The sequence below is a fragment of the Sphingomonas sp. BE138 genome (genome assembly GCF_031456125.1).
Lineage (GTDB): Bacteria > Pseudomonadota > Alphaproteobacteria > Sphingomonadales > Sphingomonadaceae > Sphingomonas.
Map to the genome: position 1 here is coordinate 103,791 of NZ_JAVDUC010000007.1, position 15,240 is coordinate 119,030.

At 70.0% G+C, this 15,240-nt stretch carries 15 protein-coding genes; 6 read left to right on the forward strand and 9 right to left on the reverse strand.

Annotated features, from left to right (window positions below; translation table 11 throughout):
• Positions 1 to 79 precede the first annotated feature (79 nt).
• Positions 80 to 853 (reverse strand): SDR family oxidoreductase, encoded by a 774-nt coding sequence (locus tag J2Y58_RS10900; protein ID WP_310102794.1) that lies wholly within the window; start codon positions 851 to 853, stop codon positions 80 to 82.
• A gap of 60 nt (positions 854 to 913) precedes the next feature.
• Between J2Y58_RS10900 and J2Y58_RS10905 the strand changes: the two genes are divergently transcribed.
• The gene (locus J2Y58_RS10905) at positions 914 to 1,681 is read left to right on the forward strand and encodes an ATP-binding cassette domain-containing protein (protein WP_310102797.1); all 768 of its coding nucleotides are present in this window, start codon (positions 914 to 916) and stop codon (positions 1,679 to 1,681) included.
• Positions 1,682 to 1,734: 53 nt separating this feature from the next.
• Positions 1,735 to 3,189, forward strand: coding sequence for an ABC transporter permease/substrate-binding protein (locus J2Y58_RS10910; protein ID WP_310103070.1), 1,455 nt, complete (start codon positions 1,735 to 1,737; stop codon positions 3,187 to 3,189).
• 4 nt (positions 3,190 to 3,193) lie between these two features.
• On the opposite strand, the gene J2Y58_RS10915 is transcribed toward J2Y58_RS10910, so the two are convergent.
• The 3 genes from J2Y58_RS10915 to fdhD form a co-directional block, all read right to left on the reverse strand.
• Entirely contained in the window at positions 3,194 to 5,953 is a 2,760-nt protein-coding gene (locus tag J2Y58_RS10915; RefSeq protein ID WP_310102800.1) for a TonB-dependent receptor, read from the reverse strand.
• A gap of 183 nt (positions 5,954 to 6,136) precedes the next feature.
• Positions 6,137 to 8,404, reverse strand: a complete 2,268-nt coding sequence (locus tag J2Y58_RS10920) for an FdhF/YdeP family oxidoreductase (RefSeq protein ID WP_310102803.1) — start codon at positions 8,402 to 8,404, stop codon at positions 6,137 to 6,139.
• 6 nt (positions 8,405 to 8,410) lie between these two features.
• Entirely contained in the window at positions 8,411 to 9,190 is a 780-nt protein-coding gene (gene fdhD / locus J2Y58_RS10925) for a formate dehydrogenase accessory sulfurtransferase FdhD (protein WP_310102806.1), read from the reverse strand.
• Between the two features lie 131 nt (positions 9,191 to 9,321).
• On the opposite strand from fdhD, the gene J2Y58_RS10930 reads away from it, so the two are divergent.
• Positions 9,322 to 9,486 (forward strand): hypothetical protein, encoded by a 165-nt coding sequence (locus J2Y58_RS10930; protein ID WP_310102809.1) that lies wholly within the window; start codon positions 9,322 to 9,324, stop codon positions 9,484 to 9,486.
• Here the strand turns inward: J2Y58_RS10930 and J2Y58_RS10935 are convergent.
• The 3 genes from J2Y58_RS10935 to J2Y58_RS10945 form a co-directional block, all read right to left on the reverse strand.
• Complete coding sequence (locus tag J2Y58_RS10935) at positions 9,468 to 10,061, reverse strand: urea carboxylase-associated family protein (RefSeq protein WP_310102812.1); 594 nt, start codon at positions 10,059 to 10,061, stop codon at positions 9,468 to 9,470. The genes J2Y58_RS10930 and J2Y58_RS10935 overlap by 19 nt on opposite strands.
• Positions 10,058 to 10,759, reverse strand: a complete 702-nt coding sequence (gene gntA / locus J2Y58_RS10940) for a guanitoxin biosynthesis heme-dependent pre-guanitoxin N-hydroxylase GntA (protein WP_310102815.1) — start codon at positions 10,757 to 10,759, stop codon at positions 10,058 to 10,060. The genes J2Y58_RS10935 and gntA overlap by 4 nt, the downstream gene beginning before the upstream one ends.
• A gap of 95 nt (positions 10,760 to 10,854) precedes the next feature.
• On the reverse strand, positions 10,855 to 11,157 hold the full coding sequence (locus J2Y58_RS10945; RefSeq protein ID WP_310102818.1) for a 4a-hydroxytetrahydrobiopterin dehydratase: 303 nt from the start codon (positions 11,155 to 11,157) through the stop codon (positions 10,855 to 10,857).
• 47 nt (positions 11,158 to 11,204) lie between these two features.
• Here J2Y58_RS10945 and J2Y58_RS10950 point away from each other — a divergent pair, with 47 nt between their 5' ends.
• From J2Y58_RS10950 to J2Y58_RS10960, 3 genes are read left to right on the forward strand one after another with little or no spacing between them, the layout of a single operon-like run.
• Complete coding sequence (locus J2Y58_RS10950) at positions 11,205 to 11,615, forward strand: metallopeptidase family protein (protein WP_310102821.1); 411 nt, start codon at positions 11,205 to 11,207, stop codon at positions 11,613 to 11,615.
• Entirely contained in the window at positions 11,612 to 12,187 is a 576-nt protein-coding gene (gene ccmA, locus J2Y58_RS10955; protein ID WP_310102823.1) for a heme ABC exporter ATP-binding protein CcmA, read from the forward strand. The genes J2Y58_RS10950 and ccmA overlap by 4 nt, the downstream gene beginning before the upstream one ends.
• A complete protein-coding gene (locus J2Y58_RS10960; RefSeq protein ID WP_310102826.1) occupies positions 12,184 to 12,819 on the forward strand; it encodes a heme exporter protein CcmB in 636 nt (211 codons plus the stop codon). Before ccmA ends, J2Y58_RS10960 begins: the two co-directional genes overlap by 4 nt.
• 113 nt (positions 12,820 to 12,932) lie before the next feature.
• On the opposite strand, the gene J2Y58_RS10965 is transcribed toward J2Y58_RS10960, so the two are convergent.
• Together J2Y58_RS10965 and thrC are read right to left on the reverse strand one after the other, a co-directional pair.
• Positions 12,933 to 13,814 carry a class I SAM-dependent methyltransferase gene (locus J2Y58_RS10965; protein WP_310102830.1) on the reverse strand — a complete coding sequence of 294 codons (882 nt, stop codon included), beginning with the start codon at positions 13,812 to 13,814 and terminating at the stop codon, positions 12,933 to 12,935.
• 1 nt (position 13,815) lies between these two features.
• Positions 13,816 to 15,213 (reverse strand): threonine synthase, encoded by a 1,398-nt coding sequence (gene thrC, locus J2Y58_RS10970; RefSeq protein ID WP_310102833.1) that lies wholly within the window; start codon positions 15,211 to 15,213, stop codon positions 13,816 to 13,818.
• Positions 15,214 to 15,240: the final 27 nt, after the last annotated feature.

Sequence of the window (15,240 nt, forward strand, 5' to 3'; positions counted from 1 at the left end):
CTGACGTTGCGGCTCGATCGATAGACCTGCGCGTCTGGATCCCCGCCTTCGCGGGGCTGACGATGGAGGTTCTTTTGCCTCACCGCGCCCGCATCATCGCGCGCAGGCGGCCCGGCATCCAGCGCGCCGCGAACGCCATGCGCTGCGCGGTCTTGCCGACCACCGTGTGGACGCGGTCGCCGTGCACCGCCGCCCACGCCTTTTCCGCCACCACATCGACGGGCGTGAACTCCAGCTTGCGGCGCACCACCAGGTCGCGCGCGGTGTGGTTGGTGCCCGGGATCGCCGCCGACAGCAGGTTGGTGTCGATGAAGCTGGGCATCAGCGAGCGGACGCGGATGCCGTCGGCGGCCCATTCGCCGTCCAGCGCCTCGGTCAGGCCGCGCACCGCGAACTTGGTCGCCGAATAGATCGCCAGCCCCGCCGATCCGTAGATCGCCGAGGCCGAGGCGGTGTTGAGCAGGCACGATCCCGGCGTCGCCTTCAGGTACGGATAGGCCATGCGTGCGCCATAGGCCATGCCCCGGAAGTTCACGTCGATCACGCGGTCGATCGCGTCCAGCCCGATCTCCGCGAACGCACCGCCCGCGGCGATGCCGGCATTGTTGAACAGCACGTCGAGGCGCCCGTCGCCGACGCGCGCGAAGTCGGCGAGCACTTCCTCCCATTCGGACGGGTCGCGCACATCCATGACATGCGTGCTGGTGCGATCCGCCGGCAGCAGCGCAGCGGTCTCCTTCAGCCCCTTCGGATCGATGTCCGCCAGCCCGACGCGCCAGCCGCGCGCGCTGAACACTTGCGCCACCGCGCGCCCGATGCCCGAGCCGCCGCCGGTGACCAGCATCGCCTTCATCACTCGCTCTCCCGTCTTAACGCTTGTTACCGCGCCACGCTTCCCGCATCACCGGCGGGGATGCCAGCACTTTCGTCCGGACCCGCGGTCGCCTTCGATGGCGTCGCCAAGCGTTACGCCGACGCCGCGGCGGTCGACGACGTGTCGCTGGCGATCGACGCAGGTGCGTTCGTCGCGCTGGTCGGCGCATCGGGATCGGGCAAGTCGACCTTGCTCAAGACCGTGAACCGGCTTGTCGTGCCCGACCGCGGTCGCGTCACGCTCGATGGCGCCGACGTCGCGAGCGAGCGCGCGCCGGCGCTGCGGCGGCGGATCGGCTATGTCTTTCAGGATGTCGGGTTGTTCCCGCATCTGACCGTCGCCGAGAACATCGCGCTGCCGCTGCGGCTGGCGCACACCCCCGATCCGGCACGCGTCGCGACGATGCTCGAGCTCGTCGAGCTGCCGCAGGCGGTGGCGACGCGGATGCCGTCCGAGCTGTCGGGCGGGCAGCGGCAGCGCGTCGGGGTGGCCCGCGCGCTGGTGACGCGGCCGGGGCTGCTACTGATGGACGAGCCGTTCGGTGCGCTCGACCCGGTGACGCGCGAGTCGCTGGGTCAAGCGGTGCGGCGGCTCCACGACGAGATGCGGCTGACCACGATCATGGTCACGCACGACATAGCCGAGGCGCTGCTGCTCGCCACGCGCGTCGTGGTGATGGCGGCCGGGCGCGTGGTCGCCGACGAACCGCCGGCCGCGCTGCTGGGCGGGGCGGGGGGCGAGGCGGCGCAGGCACTGGTCGCGGTGCCGCGCGATCAGGCCATGCGCCTGGCGGCGCTCGCCGGGTGAGCGACGGGCTCGCCCGCGTCCCCGCGCTCGCTGCGCAGCATCTGCTGCTCGCGATGGCGGCGCTTGCCGTGGCGCTGGCGATCGGCGTGCCGGTCGCGATCCGCGCCGCACGCGCACCGCGGGTGGCGGCGGGGGTGCTCGCCGCCGCCAGCCTGGTACAGACGATCCCCAGCCTCGCGCTGCTCGCGCTTTTCTATCCGGTGCTGCTGTGGATCGGGCATGGCGTGCCTGCGCTCGGCTTCCTGCCCGCGCTGCTCGCGTTGACGCTCTATGCGCTGCTGCCGGTCGTCCGCAACATCGTCACCGGCTTGCGCGGGCTTGATCCGGCGGTGCTCGAGGCGGCGGACGGGATCGGGATGACGCGTGCGCAGAAGCTGCGGCTGGTCGAGCTGCCGCTGGTGCTGCCCGTCGCGATGGCCGGCGTGCGCACTGCGGCGGTGTGGACGATCGGCGCGGCGACGCTGTCGACCACCGTCGGGCAGCCGAGCCTCGGCGACCTGATCTTCGCGGGATTGCAGACGCAGGCCTGGGCGCTGGTGATCGCGGGCTGCATCGGCGCGGCGGCGCTGGCGCTGGGGGTCGATGCGCTGCTGGGCATCGCCGAACATGCCGCGGAGCAGCGGCGTTGGGGCCGCGTGTGGCTGGCGCTCGGCACCCTCGCGCTGGCGGTCGTGGCGGCCAGCGCGCCGCTGTGGCGCGGCGGGGACCGGCGCGTGGTGGTGGGCGCGAAGAACTTTTCCGAGCAATATATCCTTGCGCGGTTGATCGGCGACCGGCTGAGGCGCGCCGGCTACACGGTCAGCTACCGCGACGGGCTCGGCTCCGCGGTGGCGTTCGGCGCGGTCGCGGACGGCGAGGTCGACGTCTACGTCGATTACGCCGGCACGATCTGGACCGCCGAGATGCACCGGACCGACGCGCCGTCGCGTACCGCCCAGTTGCGCGCGATCGCCGACTGGGCGCGCACCACACGCGGAATTACCATGCTCGGTGCACTGGGATTCGAGAATGCCTATGCGTTCGCGTTGCGCGGTGACGCGGCGAGGGCGCAGGGGATCGCGACGCTGGACGATCTGGTCCGCGTCGCGCCGCGGCTGCGGTTCGGGGCCGATCTCGAATTCCTCGACCGACCCGAATGGCAGGCGATCCGCCGCGCCTATCCGCTGCGCTTCGCCTCGGCGACACCGTACAGCCCGACCTTCATGTACCGCGCGCTGGAAAGCGGGCGTGCCGACGTCATCAGCGCCTTCTCCTCCGACGGGCGGATCGCCGCCGACCGGCTGACGGTGCTCGCCGATCCGAAACGCGCGATCCCCGGCTACGACGCGATCCTGCTGGTGTCGCCCGCGCACCGCGGCGATCGGCGCTTCGCCGCGGCGCTGCGCCCGCTGATCGGACGTATCCCGGTGGCGACGATGCGTGAGGCCAATTACCGCGTCGATCGCGACCGCGACAAGCAGACTCCGGAGGCGGCCGCGCGCTGGTTGGCGGTGCGCATCGGCCTGTAATCCGTCAAAAGAACAGTTTTCGCACCGATACCCGGATCGTGCGCCCGACCGGGTCGAGATAGCCCGGCTGAAACCCGATCGGCACCGCGCCGCTCTGATCGCGGACGTCGCGGCGAGTGTTGAACAGATTGTCGAGCTGGACGCTCACCCGCATGCCGCGCATCCACGGGTGCGCGCGCACCCAGTCGATGTTGCCGCCCAGGTCCGCGAACAGTCGCAGGTTCGCGGTCGCCAGCCCGCCGAAGTCGAGCGTCTCCGGCGCCGCCGCGGTCCCGCCGTTTACGCGCGTCCCGCTCTGGTAATTGACCGACAGCCGCGCGCCGAGCCCGTTGTTGACGTAGCCGGCCTGTCCCTCCAGTTCGTGCCGCGCCTGCCCGCCCGCCGCGCCGATCGCGTCGCCGTTCAGCAGGTCGAGCACCGGCCCGCCGTCCGCGACCGTGACGCGCTCGGTCAGATGCCAGGTGTGATACAGCGCGAACTGCACCCGGCCGCCGGCCTGTCCGCCGCCACCCCCACCAAAGCCGCGTCCACCAAAGCCACGCCCGCCGCCCGGCGGACCACCCTGGGGGGCACCGCCGGCATCCGGTCGCCCGCCGTTCATCGCGCTGCCGTCCGGCCGGGTAGGATCGGTGGCGGGGCGATCGGGGCGCCGTTCACCGCCGGGCGGCCGCAACCCCTCGAACGGGTTCGGCCCCTCGCCGGCGCGATACGCCTCGATCCGCTTCTGCAACTCCGACTTGATCCGGAACGACAGGTTCACACCGTAGCGTAGCTGTGACGTCTCGCTGCGCGCGAAGTTGATCGGGCGCGAGTCGATGCGCAGCAAATTGCCCGCCGTATCGCGCTGGAAACGGTCGGGGAAAGCGGCCTCGATCGCGGCGGTCGCGCTGGGGAAGGCCGCGATCGGATCATCCGTCGTCTGGCGCGTGTAATCGGCACGGAAGTTGATCTGCCGCGCGCTCCACGGGGTGATGTCGACGCCGAGCTTCAGCGCGTGGCGGTTGTCCGCGATCAGGTTCGGATTGCCGCCGGTCACCGTCGTCACCGTCGCGGTGGTGCCGCGCACGTAATCGAACACCCGCACGCCCGGCGTCGTGACGGTCGGATTGCCGAGCTGCTGCGCGGACGGCGCCTCGTCCTCCTCGGTCACCGACGCGAGCACGCGCACGCCGGTGATCGGCGTCCAGTTCGCGCCGTATCCGATCGTCCACAGCGTCCCGAAGTCCGACAGCTGGTCGACCGCCAGATTGCCGTTGATCGACAGCCGCCCCAGTGCGCTCAGCACGCCTTGCGCGCGGTTGGCGATCGGGAGGTCGAGGTTGAGCTGCGCATTGGCGACGTCGCGCCCGATGTCGGCGCTGCTCGCCACCCCGCGCCGGAACGAGTCGCTGGTGAAGTCGCTGGTCGACGCGCCGATGCGGATGCTGGTGTTGGCATAGCCCGCGGGCAGCAGGAACAGCGGGCCGGCCGCCAGCGCGTCGAGCCCGGCACTGGTCGCCACGGACCGTCCGCGATCCGCCGGGGAGGCGCCCAGCGACAGCGGCGCATAAGGGTTGGCGAGCGGATCGAACGCGTCGATCCCGGCCTGCAGCGCGCTGGCGTCCAGCCCGGTCGTGGTCAGCGTGTTGCTTTCGTCGCGGTCGAGATTGCCGGTCAGCGACCAGCGCCATTGGCCGCGATCGCCGTTCAGCGTGCCGCCCAGATGCAGGTCGGTCGTCTCGACACGCTGCGTCAGCGCCGGCACGTCGTCGAACGCTCGCGTCAATCGTACCGGCACCGCGAACGGCGAGAACGGGCTGCCGACCGGCAGGTCGAGATCGACCTCCGCCAGTCCGCGCAGGGCGCGCGTGACATTGTGATCGACGGTCGCGTTCAGCGACGCGGAGGTGTTGCCGAAGATCGTGGTGGCATAGGTGCCGTTGGCGCTGAACGTCCGTTGCTGCGGCAGCAGCGTGCGATACGCACCCTGGTCGGTGGTGTTGCGCGTCGTCGAAAAGTCACCGAGCGCCGGGGCCACGGTCGCGGCCGACGCCGGCACGCCCAGTGTTGTCGCATTCCCGAACAGCGGGTCGATCGCGCCCCGGTTCTGCGATGACACGTTGCCGCCGACCGCCGCCGCGTTCGGCGCCTGGATGATGTCGCGCTCGGCCTCGGTCAGTGCGCCAGGGCGGCTGTATTCCAGGTGCAGGTTGACGCGTTTGTCGCCGCGGATGCGCAAGAGGTCCAGTTCGCCACCCGGCGTGTTGCGTCCGCCCTCGGTCGCGAAGCGATCCTCTGCTTCGGCGGTCACCGCCTTGAAGCGGCGACGCAGCACGAAGTTCACGACGCGCTGATCGGCGCGATAGCCGTATTTCAGCGCGACCTCCTCGGGCAGGATGTCGACGCGCTGGATCGCCTCGGTCGGCAGGTCGCGGATCTCCTGGAAACCCGAGATCCGCCGTCCGTTCAGCAGCACCACCGGCGCGCCGCCCGCGCCGCGCCCCGATCGCGTCTGCGGCGACAGTTCGTTGAGCAATTCGGTGACCGAGCTGACGCCGTAGCTGCGGATGTCGGCGGGGGACAATTGCTGCTCGGGCGCGATGTCGCCGACGACTGCACCGCGCTGCGTCCGGGATCCGGTGACGACGATGTCCTCGCTGCTTTCTTCCTCCGGCTCGGGCTCGGCGGCGGTCGCCTGCGCTGGGGCGTTCGCGGGCGCGGCCGCTTGCTGCGCCGCGGCGGGCAAAGCGGCGGTGGACGCGAGAAGGAGGACGAGAAGACGCATGACATACCCCGGCAACGGCGAGCGGCCGCGCTATCGGTGATTTGTCGCACAATTATGCCGGAGAGGGGTGCCCCCTTTCCCCTCCGGGAAGAAGGTTGGGGTGAGGGGCGGGGGTCTCACCGAGAGGTTGCTCTCCGCGAGGCTCCGACCCCTCACCCAACCCTCTCCCCGGAGGGGAGAGGGCTAAACGGCCACCACCCGCACCGGCACCGATTTCGCCGCCGGCACATGACTCTCTTCGGCATGATGCGACAGCGGGATCAGCGGGTTGCACTCCGGATAATAGGCCGCGATGCACCCGTCCGGAATGTCATATTCCACCACGATCAGGTCGCCGACCCGCCGGTCCTGATTGTCCTCCGCATCGGTCGCCAGCGTCACGGTCTGCCCGGCGGTCAGCCCGGCGCGGGCGATGTCGTTGCGGTTCATCAGCACCACCTGCCGCGTGCCGTTGATGCCGCGGAAGCGGTCCGAATAGCCGTAGATCGTGGTGTTGAACTGGTCGTTCGACCGCAGCGTCAGCAACCGGAAGCGCCCGTCGCCGTCGCTGAAGCCGGTCGCGTTCAGCGTGTCGGGCACCAGGAACTCGGCCTTCCCGCTCTTGGTATCCCATTCGCGCCCGGCGGCCTTGTTGCCCTTCCAGAATCCGCCTTTCTCCTGTTGCAACCGCTCGTTGAAGCGCGCGAAGAAGTTGGGGATCACCGCCGCGATCTCGTCGCGGATCAGCGCATAATCGCCGACCCACGCATCCCAGTCGATCGCCGGGTTCGGCGGCAGGAACGACTTGGCGATCCCGGCGACGATCGCCGGTTCGGACAACAGGTGCGGGCTGGCCGGCTCGACCTTGCCCAGCGACGGGTGGATGACGCTGGTCGAATCCTCCATCGTCACCCGCTGCGGCCCCGTCGCCTGCAGGTCGCGCTCAATCCGGCCCAGGCACGGCAGCAGCCAGGTGTCGCCCGCCGCCGGGATCAGGTGGCTGCGGTTCAGTTTGGTCGCGATCTGCACCGACAGGTCCATGCGCGCCCAGCCGTCCTCGACCAGCTCGGTTTCCGGCACCGCACGCGCGAAATTGCCGCCCAGCGACAGGAACGCCTTCACCGATCCGTCGATGATCCCGCGGCACGCCTCGACCGTGTCGAGCCCCTTCTCGGTCGGTGGTGAGAAGCCATAGCGTTCCTTCAATTTGTCTACCGGCGCCAGTTCGGTCTTCTCGGTGATCCCGACCGTGCGCTGCCCCTGCACGTTGCTGTGCCCGCGCACCGGGCACAGGCCCGCGCCCGGCCTGCCGATGTTTCCGCGCAGCAGCATGAGGTTCACGACCATCCGCACGTTGTCGACGCCCTTGACGTGTTGCGTCAGCCCCATGCCGTAGATCGCCATCGCCGCCTTCGATCGTCCGTACGCGGCGGCGGCACGCTCGATCGCGGCACGGGTCAGCCCGGATTCGCGCTCGATCTCTCCCCAGCCGGTCGCGCGGACCTTCTCGGCGAAGGCCGCGAAATCATGCGTGTGCGTCGCGATGAAGTCGTGGTCGATCGCGTTCTGCTCGATCAGCCATTTGGCGATCCCGGTCATCACGGCGATGTCGCCGCCGGCCTTCACCTGGTGATATTGGGTGGCGATCGGCGTCTCTTTGCCGGTGGCCATCTCCAGCGGGTTCTGCGGGTCGGTGAACCGCTCCAGCCCGCGCTCCTTCAACGGGTTGAACACGATGATGTCGGCGCCGCGCTTATGCACGTCGCGCAACTGGTGGAGCATGCGCGGGCTGTTGGTCGCAACGTTCTGCCCGAAGTGCAGGATGCAGTCGGTGCTGTCGAAATCCTCCAGCGTCGTCGTGCCGACCGGCACGCCGATCGAGGTCTTCAGCCCGACCGAGGTCGATTCGTGGCACATGTTCGAACTGTCGGGCAGGTTCTGGTTGCCGTACAGCCGCGCCATCAACTGCCACATGTACGACGTCTCGAGGCTGGCGCGCCCCGAGGCGTAGAAGACCACCGACTTGGGCGGCAACGCCTTCAACCGCGCGCCGATCGCCTCGAACGCTTCCTCCCACGGCGCGACGACATATCGATCGCTCGCCGCATCGTATTTCATCGGATGCGTCAGCCGCCCGGCTTCCTCCAGCCGATAGTCGCTCCACCCGCGCAGTTCGCTCAGCGTGTGCCGGCGGAAGAAGTCGGGGGTGACGCGCTGGCTGGTGATCTCCCACGCGGTCGCCTTCGCGCCGTTTTCGCAAAACTCGGCCGGATGCGGCGGGTTGGGCTTGGACCATGCGCAGCTGACGCACATGAAGCCGTCGGGCTTGTTCTGGCGCAGCAGTTCGGCGCTGGTCTGGGCGACGTTCTTCTCGCGCGGGATGATGTCGGCCAGCGAGCGGACCGACCCCCATCCGCCCGCGGGACCGTCATAGGGGGTGAAATCGGGGCGATCGTCGTGCTGCTGGGTCATGGACCCCTAACGCATGTGTGCGCCAAAAAGCACCGCATCGTCGCGCGCCAGCGACACCAGGGTCAGCCCGGCGGCGGCGGCGCGGTCCAGTGCCAGGCTGGTCGCCGCCGACACCGTCACCAGCATCGGACAGCCCGCCAGCGCCGCCTTCTCGACCAGTTCGTACGAGCAGCGCGACGACAGCAGCGCAAAGCCGCCGTCCCATGCCAGCCCCTGTCGCGCCATCGCGCCGATCAGCTTGTCGAAGGCATTGTGCCGCCCGACATCCTCGCGCGCGACGCGGATTGCCCCGTGCGCATCGCACAGCAGCGCGGCGTGCGCGGCGCCGGTCGCGCGGTTGAGCGGCTGGTGATCGCGCATCGCCGCCAGCGCCGCGAAGATCGCCGCTGGTGCGGCGCTGCTGTCGGGTACGCGCGGCAGGTCGCGGTGCACCGCGTCGAGATTGTCCATCCCGCACAGTCCGCACGAACTGTCGCTGGTGCGGCGCCGCACCCGCTCCATCACCGCGGCGGCGCGGGCCGGGGGCACCGCCATCCGCACGATCGTGCCCCGCGGCGTCTCATGCAGGTCGAGCGCGTCGATCTCGCCCGCGGTCGCGACGATCCGCTCGGAGAGCGCGAAGCCGGTCGCGAAATCCTCCAGTGCGTAGGCGCTCGCCATCATCACCGCATAACCGATGCCGTTCACCTCGATCGCGACCGGCGATTCGTCGATCACCGCACGCTCGACGCGCGAGTCGGACCCATCGGCCGCTGCGCGGCGGAAGGAATGGGCGAGCGTCTTCAATCCACGTGATCCCGATGGTGCAATTTGGACGCTTCCTTCCTGATCGACATCAACGCCGCGCGACCCGGCCGGGTGCATCATCGCGCCCGTCGGCAGCGTACCGCAATCCCTCCAGCATCGGAGCATCGGTCATGGCCTATAGCAACGACGGCGACTATTACCGCCAACGCGTAGCGCAGGAGCAGCAGCACGCCCGCGCCGCGCCGGACGGCCCGATCCGACGGCTGCACCTCGACTTTGCGGCGCGCTACATGCGACGCGTCGCCGAGACGGAGCGTCAGTCCTCCACCCGGTAGTGGATCGGCTTGAAGCTGCCGCCGTTCGACGCCGGCGCCGAACAGGCGGTCAGCCCGATCACCAGATCCATCGCAGCGCGGAAGACGATCCGATCGCCCGCACGGCTGGTCGGCGGCAGCACCTCCAGCCGTCCGGTCGTGCCGTCGACCGGCACGTTCATGAAGCAATTGAACGCGACCGGGATCATGTCCTCGGTCACCCCCCACGGCGCCAGCGCCTCGGCGAGGTTGCCGAAGCATCCGCGATGCCGCGGCAGGTCGGGATAGAAATGGTCGAACGTCGCATAGGAGCACGGCGTCAGCAGGAAGTCGTGCCGCCCGACCGTATCCTCGACGATTTCCAGCATCACGTTCGAGCGGTTGGAATAAAGCTTGTGCCCGGTCGTCAGCCGGATCGTCTCCGCATAATCCAGCGTCCGCCCCGACGACAGCACCTCGCGCACGTCGGCCGCATTATACGCCAGCAGGTCCGCGACCTGCACCCCCTGCGGGTCGATCACGGTCAGGGTCTGTCCGGCGCCCAGCGTGAACCCCGCGCCGCTGCGTGGGGCGATCTCATGCACCGTGCCGGTCATGCGTGCTTGGTATCCTCGCCCTTGCCCGCATAGTGGAACGGGCAGCGCCACGCCTCGTCGACGACGCGCCCGCTATATTGCCGCGCCTCGCTGGCCTCGCCGTGGCGCGCCAGCATCGGGTTGCGCGATCCCGCGATCGCCTCGTCGCGCACCATGATCGCCTCGCGCATCGTTTCGTACCGGCCATCGGCCCGCAGCTGTTCGAACTGATCGTGCAGATTGAAGACCAATGTCGGGCGCGCGAAGCGGCGCGCCGGGCGCGACGCGTGCGGATGCAGCCCGACGACGAAGAACGCCTCGCCGCCGAAGCTCAGCGAGAAATGCGAATCGGCCGGGTCGTGGCTGACGCGCGCGTCATATTGCTGTCCGCGCCACACGTCCTTGTCGGACAGCGACTGGATCCGCTGCCACAGCGCCGCTTCGAACGCCGGCTCGTCGAGATCCTCGGGACCGTCGAACACCACCGCGAAGCTGCGGAACAGCGTCGGATCCTCGCGATACGCCGCCGCGAACTGGACCAGCCCGTCATGGATGCGCAGGTCGTCCCACGCGCTGTCGATGCTGGTGCACGCCAGCACGTTCATCGTGCCGCGTGCCATCGCCGCCTTCGCGCCCACACAGGGAAAGGCGCGATCGGCGATATGCGCGTGAAGCAGGGATTCCAGCCCCGCCTGCGCATGATGCGTCCAGCGGAACATCGGTGTCTCGGGTGCCGGCATAGGGTGACGGATACGGGCGACTCCGCCGGGATGTTCCGTCAAATCATGTTGATGACGATCAGTCGCTTATGCTTCTAACCTCCCAGGATCGCGTCGATCGCGGTCGCCAGTTCGATGTCGCGCCCCGACAGCCCGCCGGCATCGTGCGTGGTCAGCAGGATTTCGACGCGGTTCCAGACGTTGCTCCACTCCGGATGGTGATCGGCGCGCTCGGCGAGCAGCGCGACCTGCGTCATGAACCCGAACGCCTCGGCGAAGTCGGTGAACACGATCGAGCGGGTGATCGCGTCGCGCCCCTCGTCGTAGTCCCAGTCGGGCAGCGCATCGAGCGCGTCGGCGCGCTCGGCCTCGCTCAGCGGTTCGATCGTGTCGGCCATGTCGCGCTCCCTTCCGTGTCGGTCCGCGCACGGGTATGGCGGGCGGCATGGACCGGCAAGAGGCAATGGGGGCGGCGCCCTCCGCGGACGCGATCGAGGCGCATGCCCGCGCGGTGATCGCGCGACTCCCCGCCGAATTTCGCGCCCATCTCGGCGACGTCGTGCTGCTGGTCGAGGAAGAGGCGGACGCGGAGACGCTCGCCGCGCTCGGGCTGGAGCACCCGCTCGATCTGACCGGCCTCTACCACGGGCGGCCGGTCGGCGAGAAAAGCGCGTTCGACAGCGGCGCGATGCCCGACCGCATCCATCTGTACCGCCAGGCGATCCTCGCCGAATGGTGCGAGACCGGGGTGCGGCTCGACGACCTGGTCGCGCACGTCACCGTTCACGAGATCGGGCATCATTTCGGCCTGTCCGACGAGGACATGCACGCGCTGGAAGATGCGGTGACCGATTGAGCACGCTGACGGCGCGCGCGTTGACCGTCGCCCGCGGCCGGCGCGTGCTGGTCGAGGGGCTCGACCTCGACGTGCCGCGCGGCGGTGCGCTGCTCGTTACCGGTCCGAACGGCGCGGGCAAGTCGAGCCTGTTGCGCGTCCTGGCCGGATTGCTCGCTCCCCTCGCCGGCACCGTCGCGCGCGACGGGCGCGTCGCCTGGCTGGGCGAGGCGGCCGCGCTCGATGCCGAGCGCCGGCTGGGCGAGGCGCTCCACTTCTGGGCCACGCTGGATGGCCGCGCATCGGCGGACATGCGCGTCGCAGCGGCGCTGGCGGCGGTCGCGCTCGACGACCTCGCCGACGTGCCGGTGCGGATGCTGTCGACCGGCCAGCGCCGCCGCGCCGCGCTGGCGCGCGTGGTGGCGAGCGGCGCCGACCTCTGGCTGCTCGACGAACCCGCCAGCGGGCTCGACGCCGCCGCGGTCGCGCGGCTCGAAGGATTGATCGAGGGGCATCGCGGCGGCGGCGGCGCGGTGGTCGTCACCACGCACCAGCCGCTGTCGGTGCGCGATGCCGCCACGGTGGCGCTGTGATCGCGCTGTTCTGGCGCGACGTGCGCCGCGGCTATGCCGGGGGCGGCGCGACGCTCGTCATCGCCTTCTTCCTGCTGGTCGCGGTGCTGTTCCCGTTCGCGATCGGCCCCGACGCGACATTGCTGGCGCGGGTCGGCGGCGGGGTGATCTGGGCCGCCGCGCTGCTGGCGGCGCTGCTCCCGGTCGAGCGGCTGGTGCAGCCCGATCTGGAAGCTGGCGTGCTCGATCAACTCGTCGTTCGCGGAATCGCGCCGACGACCGTGGCGGCGATAAAGATCGCCGCGCATTGGTGCGCCTTCGCCCCGCCGCTGATGCTGGCGGCGGTGGTGGCCGCCGGGCTGCTCGACCTGTCGGCGCAGCGGTTGCTTATGGTCGAGGCGGGGCTTCTATTGGGAACGCCCGGGCTCGCCGCGCTGGCGGTCGCCACCGGCGCATTGGTCACCGGCTTACGCGGCGCGGGCGCGGTGGCGGGGCTGGTCATGCTGCCGCTCGCCGTGCCGCTGCTGATCTTCGGCGCGGGCGCGATCGACGGGGGCGTAAGCGGGCTGAAGCTGCTGGCGGCGGTCAGCCTGGTGTTGCTGGCGGGCGCGCCGCTCGTCGCCGGCGCGGCGATGCGCGCCGGCAGCGCGTAAAAGGCACTTCGCGGGCCTGCATCCACCACCCCGTTCGTCCCGAGCTTGTCGAAGGGCGTGTTCCGGGGGAAGGATTGGGCGACCGACTGCCGGTACCGATTGACGCCCCGAACCTACCGCGACCAGCGCGCCCAGATCGCCGTCGGTAGCGCCAGGCCGCGCGCTTCCTCGCGGACCGCCAGTTCGCCCGCCTCCACCGTACCGGGCAGGTCCGCGAACACCTGTCGCAGCATCTCGCCGATCGCCAGCGCCGACATCCGCACCGCATAGACGGTCAGGAACAGGTAGCGCGACTCGGCATCGAGCAACCGCCGGCAATCCGCGATCAGTGCCGGCAGATGCTCCTCCAGCCGCCACACCTCGCCGTCCGGCCCACGCCCGTATTTGGGCGGGTCGAGCAGAATGCCGTCATAGCGCCGCCCGCGCCGCACCTCGCGCGCGACGAACTTGGCGGCGTCGTCGATCATCCAGCGCACCGGCGCGCCCGAAAGTCCGGACAGCGCCGCATTGCCGCGCGCCGCCTCGACTGACTTCTTCGACGCATCGACATGCACCATCTTCGCAGCCGTAGCCGACAGCGCCAGCGTGCCGACCCCGGTATAGCCGAACAGGTTCAGGCACTCGGGTTCAGCGCAGCCCGCCAGCCGCCCGCGCATCCACGACCATACCGGCGCCATGTCCGGGAAAAAGCCCAGGTGTCGGAACGGCGTGGTCTGCGCGGTGAAGCGCACCTTGGCGTCGCCTTCTCCCCAGGCCAGCGGCCAGCCATCGCGCGGCACCGGCTCGGCGAAGCGCCACTGCCCGCCGCCGTCCTCGTCGCTGCCCGGCACGAACTCGCCGTGCGCGCGCCAGTCGGGCCTGGCGGGTGCCCACAAGGCCTGCGGCTCGGGGCGGATGAAGCGGAACCGGCCATAGCGTTCCAGCTTGCGGCCATGGCCCGAATCGACCAGCCCGTAATCCGCCCACGGCTCCCCGATCAGCGTCGACAGCTGCATGTCAGCCGCGCGGCACCGCATGTTGCGCCACGTAACCGCTGACCGCCTCATAAGTGGCGTCGAGCGTTACATACCGTTCCTCGCGCTCGAACAGGTCGCCGACGCGCGGCGGCAACGCGGGGCGGGTGCCGGTCGCGCGCTCCACCGCGTCGCCGAACTTGGCGGGGTGCGCGGTCGCCAGCGTCACCATCGGCACGCCCTGCGCGGCATGGCGTTGCGCCGCCGCCAGCGCGATCGCGGTATGCGGGTCGACGATCTGCCCCGCACGCTCGTGCGCGTGCCGCATCGCCACCGCCATCTCGTCGGTATCGACACGCTCGCCGACGAACAGCGGCGCCGCTCCTTGCGTCTGCGCATTGGTCAGCCGGATGCTGCGCGCATCCTCGAAGCTACGCATCTGCTCCGCCAGTGCCGCGCCGTCGCGCCCGCCCAGGTCGAACAGCAGCCGCTCGAAGTTGCTCGACACCTGGATGTCCATCGACGGCGTCGGGGTCGGCACGACCGCGCGGCTGGAATAATCGCCGTTCGACAGCGCGCGCGCCAGGATGTCGTTGACGTTGGTCGCGACCACCAGCCTGGCGACCGGCAGCCCCATCTTCGCCGCCACGTATCCCGCGAAGACGTCGCCGAAATTGCCGGTGGGCACGCTGAACGCCACCGGCCTGGCGGGCGCGCCCAGCCGCACCGCGGCGTAGAAGTAATAGACCACCTGCGCCATCAACCGCGCCCAGTTGATCGAATTCACCGCCGACAGCCGGAAGCGGCCTGCGAACGACGCGTCGTTGAACATCGCCTTCACCAGCGCCTGCGCGGTGTCGAAGTCGCCGCGGATCGCGATGTTATGGACGTTGGGCGCGCCGACCGTGGTCATCTGCCGCCGCTGCACCTCACTCACCCGGCCCTCTGGGTGGAGCATGAAGATGTCGACCCCCTCGCGCCCCGCCACCGCGTCGATCGCCGCCGATCCGGTATCGCCGCTGGTCGCGCCGACGATCGTCAGATGCTGGTCGGTGCCCTTCAGGAACCGCTCGAACAGATGTCCCAGCAGTTGCAGCGCCACGTCCTTGAACGCCAGCGTCGGCCCATGGAACAGCTCCAGCAGCCACTGGTCGTGGTCGAGCTGCACCAGCGGCGTCACCGCGTCGTGGCTGAACGCGCCGTAGGCGGCCGCGCACAGCCCGCGCAGCTCCTCGCGGGTCAACGTGCCCTCGACGAACGGCGCCATCACCGCCACGGCGGTATCGACGTAGGACAGGCCCTTCAGCGCGCCGATCGCGTCCGGCGACAGCGTCGGCCAGGTTTCGGGCACGTACAGCCCGCCATCGGAGGCGAGGCCGGCGAGCGTGACGCCCGCGAAGTCGAGCGCGGGCGCGTTCCCGCGGGTGCTGACATAGCGCATGGACGTGCTGCCTAGAAGGCGAGCTAC

What these genes read in the sequence shown, in the direction of transcription:
- J2Y58_RS10900 (WP_310102794.1), bottom strand. Translation starts at nt 853, where the DNA reads ATGAAGGCGATGCTGGTCACCGGCGGCGGCTCGGGCATCGGGCGCGCG.
- J2Y58_RS10905 (WP_310102797.1), top strand. Translation starts at nt 914, where the DNA reads ATGCCAGCACTTTCGTCCGGACCCGCGGTCGCCTTCGATGGCGTCGCC.
- J2Y58_RS10910 (WP_310103070.1), top strand. Translation starts at nt 1,735, where the DNA reads ATGGCGGCGCTTGCCGTGGCGCTGGCGATCGGCGTGCCGGTCGCGATC.
- J2Y58_RS10915 (WP_310102800.1), bottom strand. Translation starts at nt 5,953, where the DNA reads ATGCGTCTTCTCGTCCTCCTTCTCGCGTCCACCGCCGCTTTGCCCGCC.
- J2Y58_RS10920 (WP_310102803.1), bottom strand. Translation starts at nt 8,404, where the DNA reads ATGACCCAGCAGCACGACGATCGCCCCGATTTCACCCCCTATGACGGT.
- J2Y58_RS10930 (WP_310102809.1), top strand. Translation starts at nt 9,322, where the DNA reads ATGGCCTATAGCAACGACGGCGACTATTACCGCCAACGCGTAGCGCAG.
- J2Y58_RS10935 (WP_310102812.1), bottom strand. Translation starts at nt 10,061, where the DNA reads ATGACCGGCACGGTGCATGAGATCGCCCCACGCAGCGGCGCGGGGTTC.
- gntA (WP_310102815.1), bottom strand. Translation starts at nt 10,759, where the DNA reads ATGTTCCGCTGGACGCATCATGCGCAGGCGGGGCTGGAATCCCTGCTT.
- J2Y58_RS10945 (WP_310102818.1), bottom strand. Translation starts at nt 11,157, where the DNA reads ATGGCCGACACGATCGAACCGCTGAGCGAGGCCGAGCGCGCCGACGCG.
- J2Y58_RS10950 (WP_310102821.1), top strand. Translation starts at nt 11,205, where the DNA reads ATGGACCGGCAAGAGGCAATGGGGGCGGCGCCCTCCGCGGACGCGATC.
- J2Y58_RS10965 (WP_310102830.1), bottom strand. Translation starts at nt 13,814, where the DNA reads ATGCAGCTGTCGACGCTGATCGGGGAGCCGTGGGCGGATTACGGGCTG.
- thrC (WP_310102833.1), bottom strand. Translation starts at nt 15,213, where the DNA reads ATGCGCTATGTCAGCACCCGCGGGAACGCGCCCGCGCTCGACTTCGCG.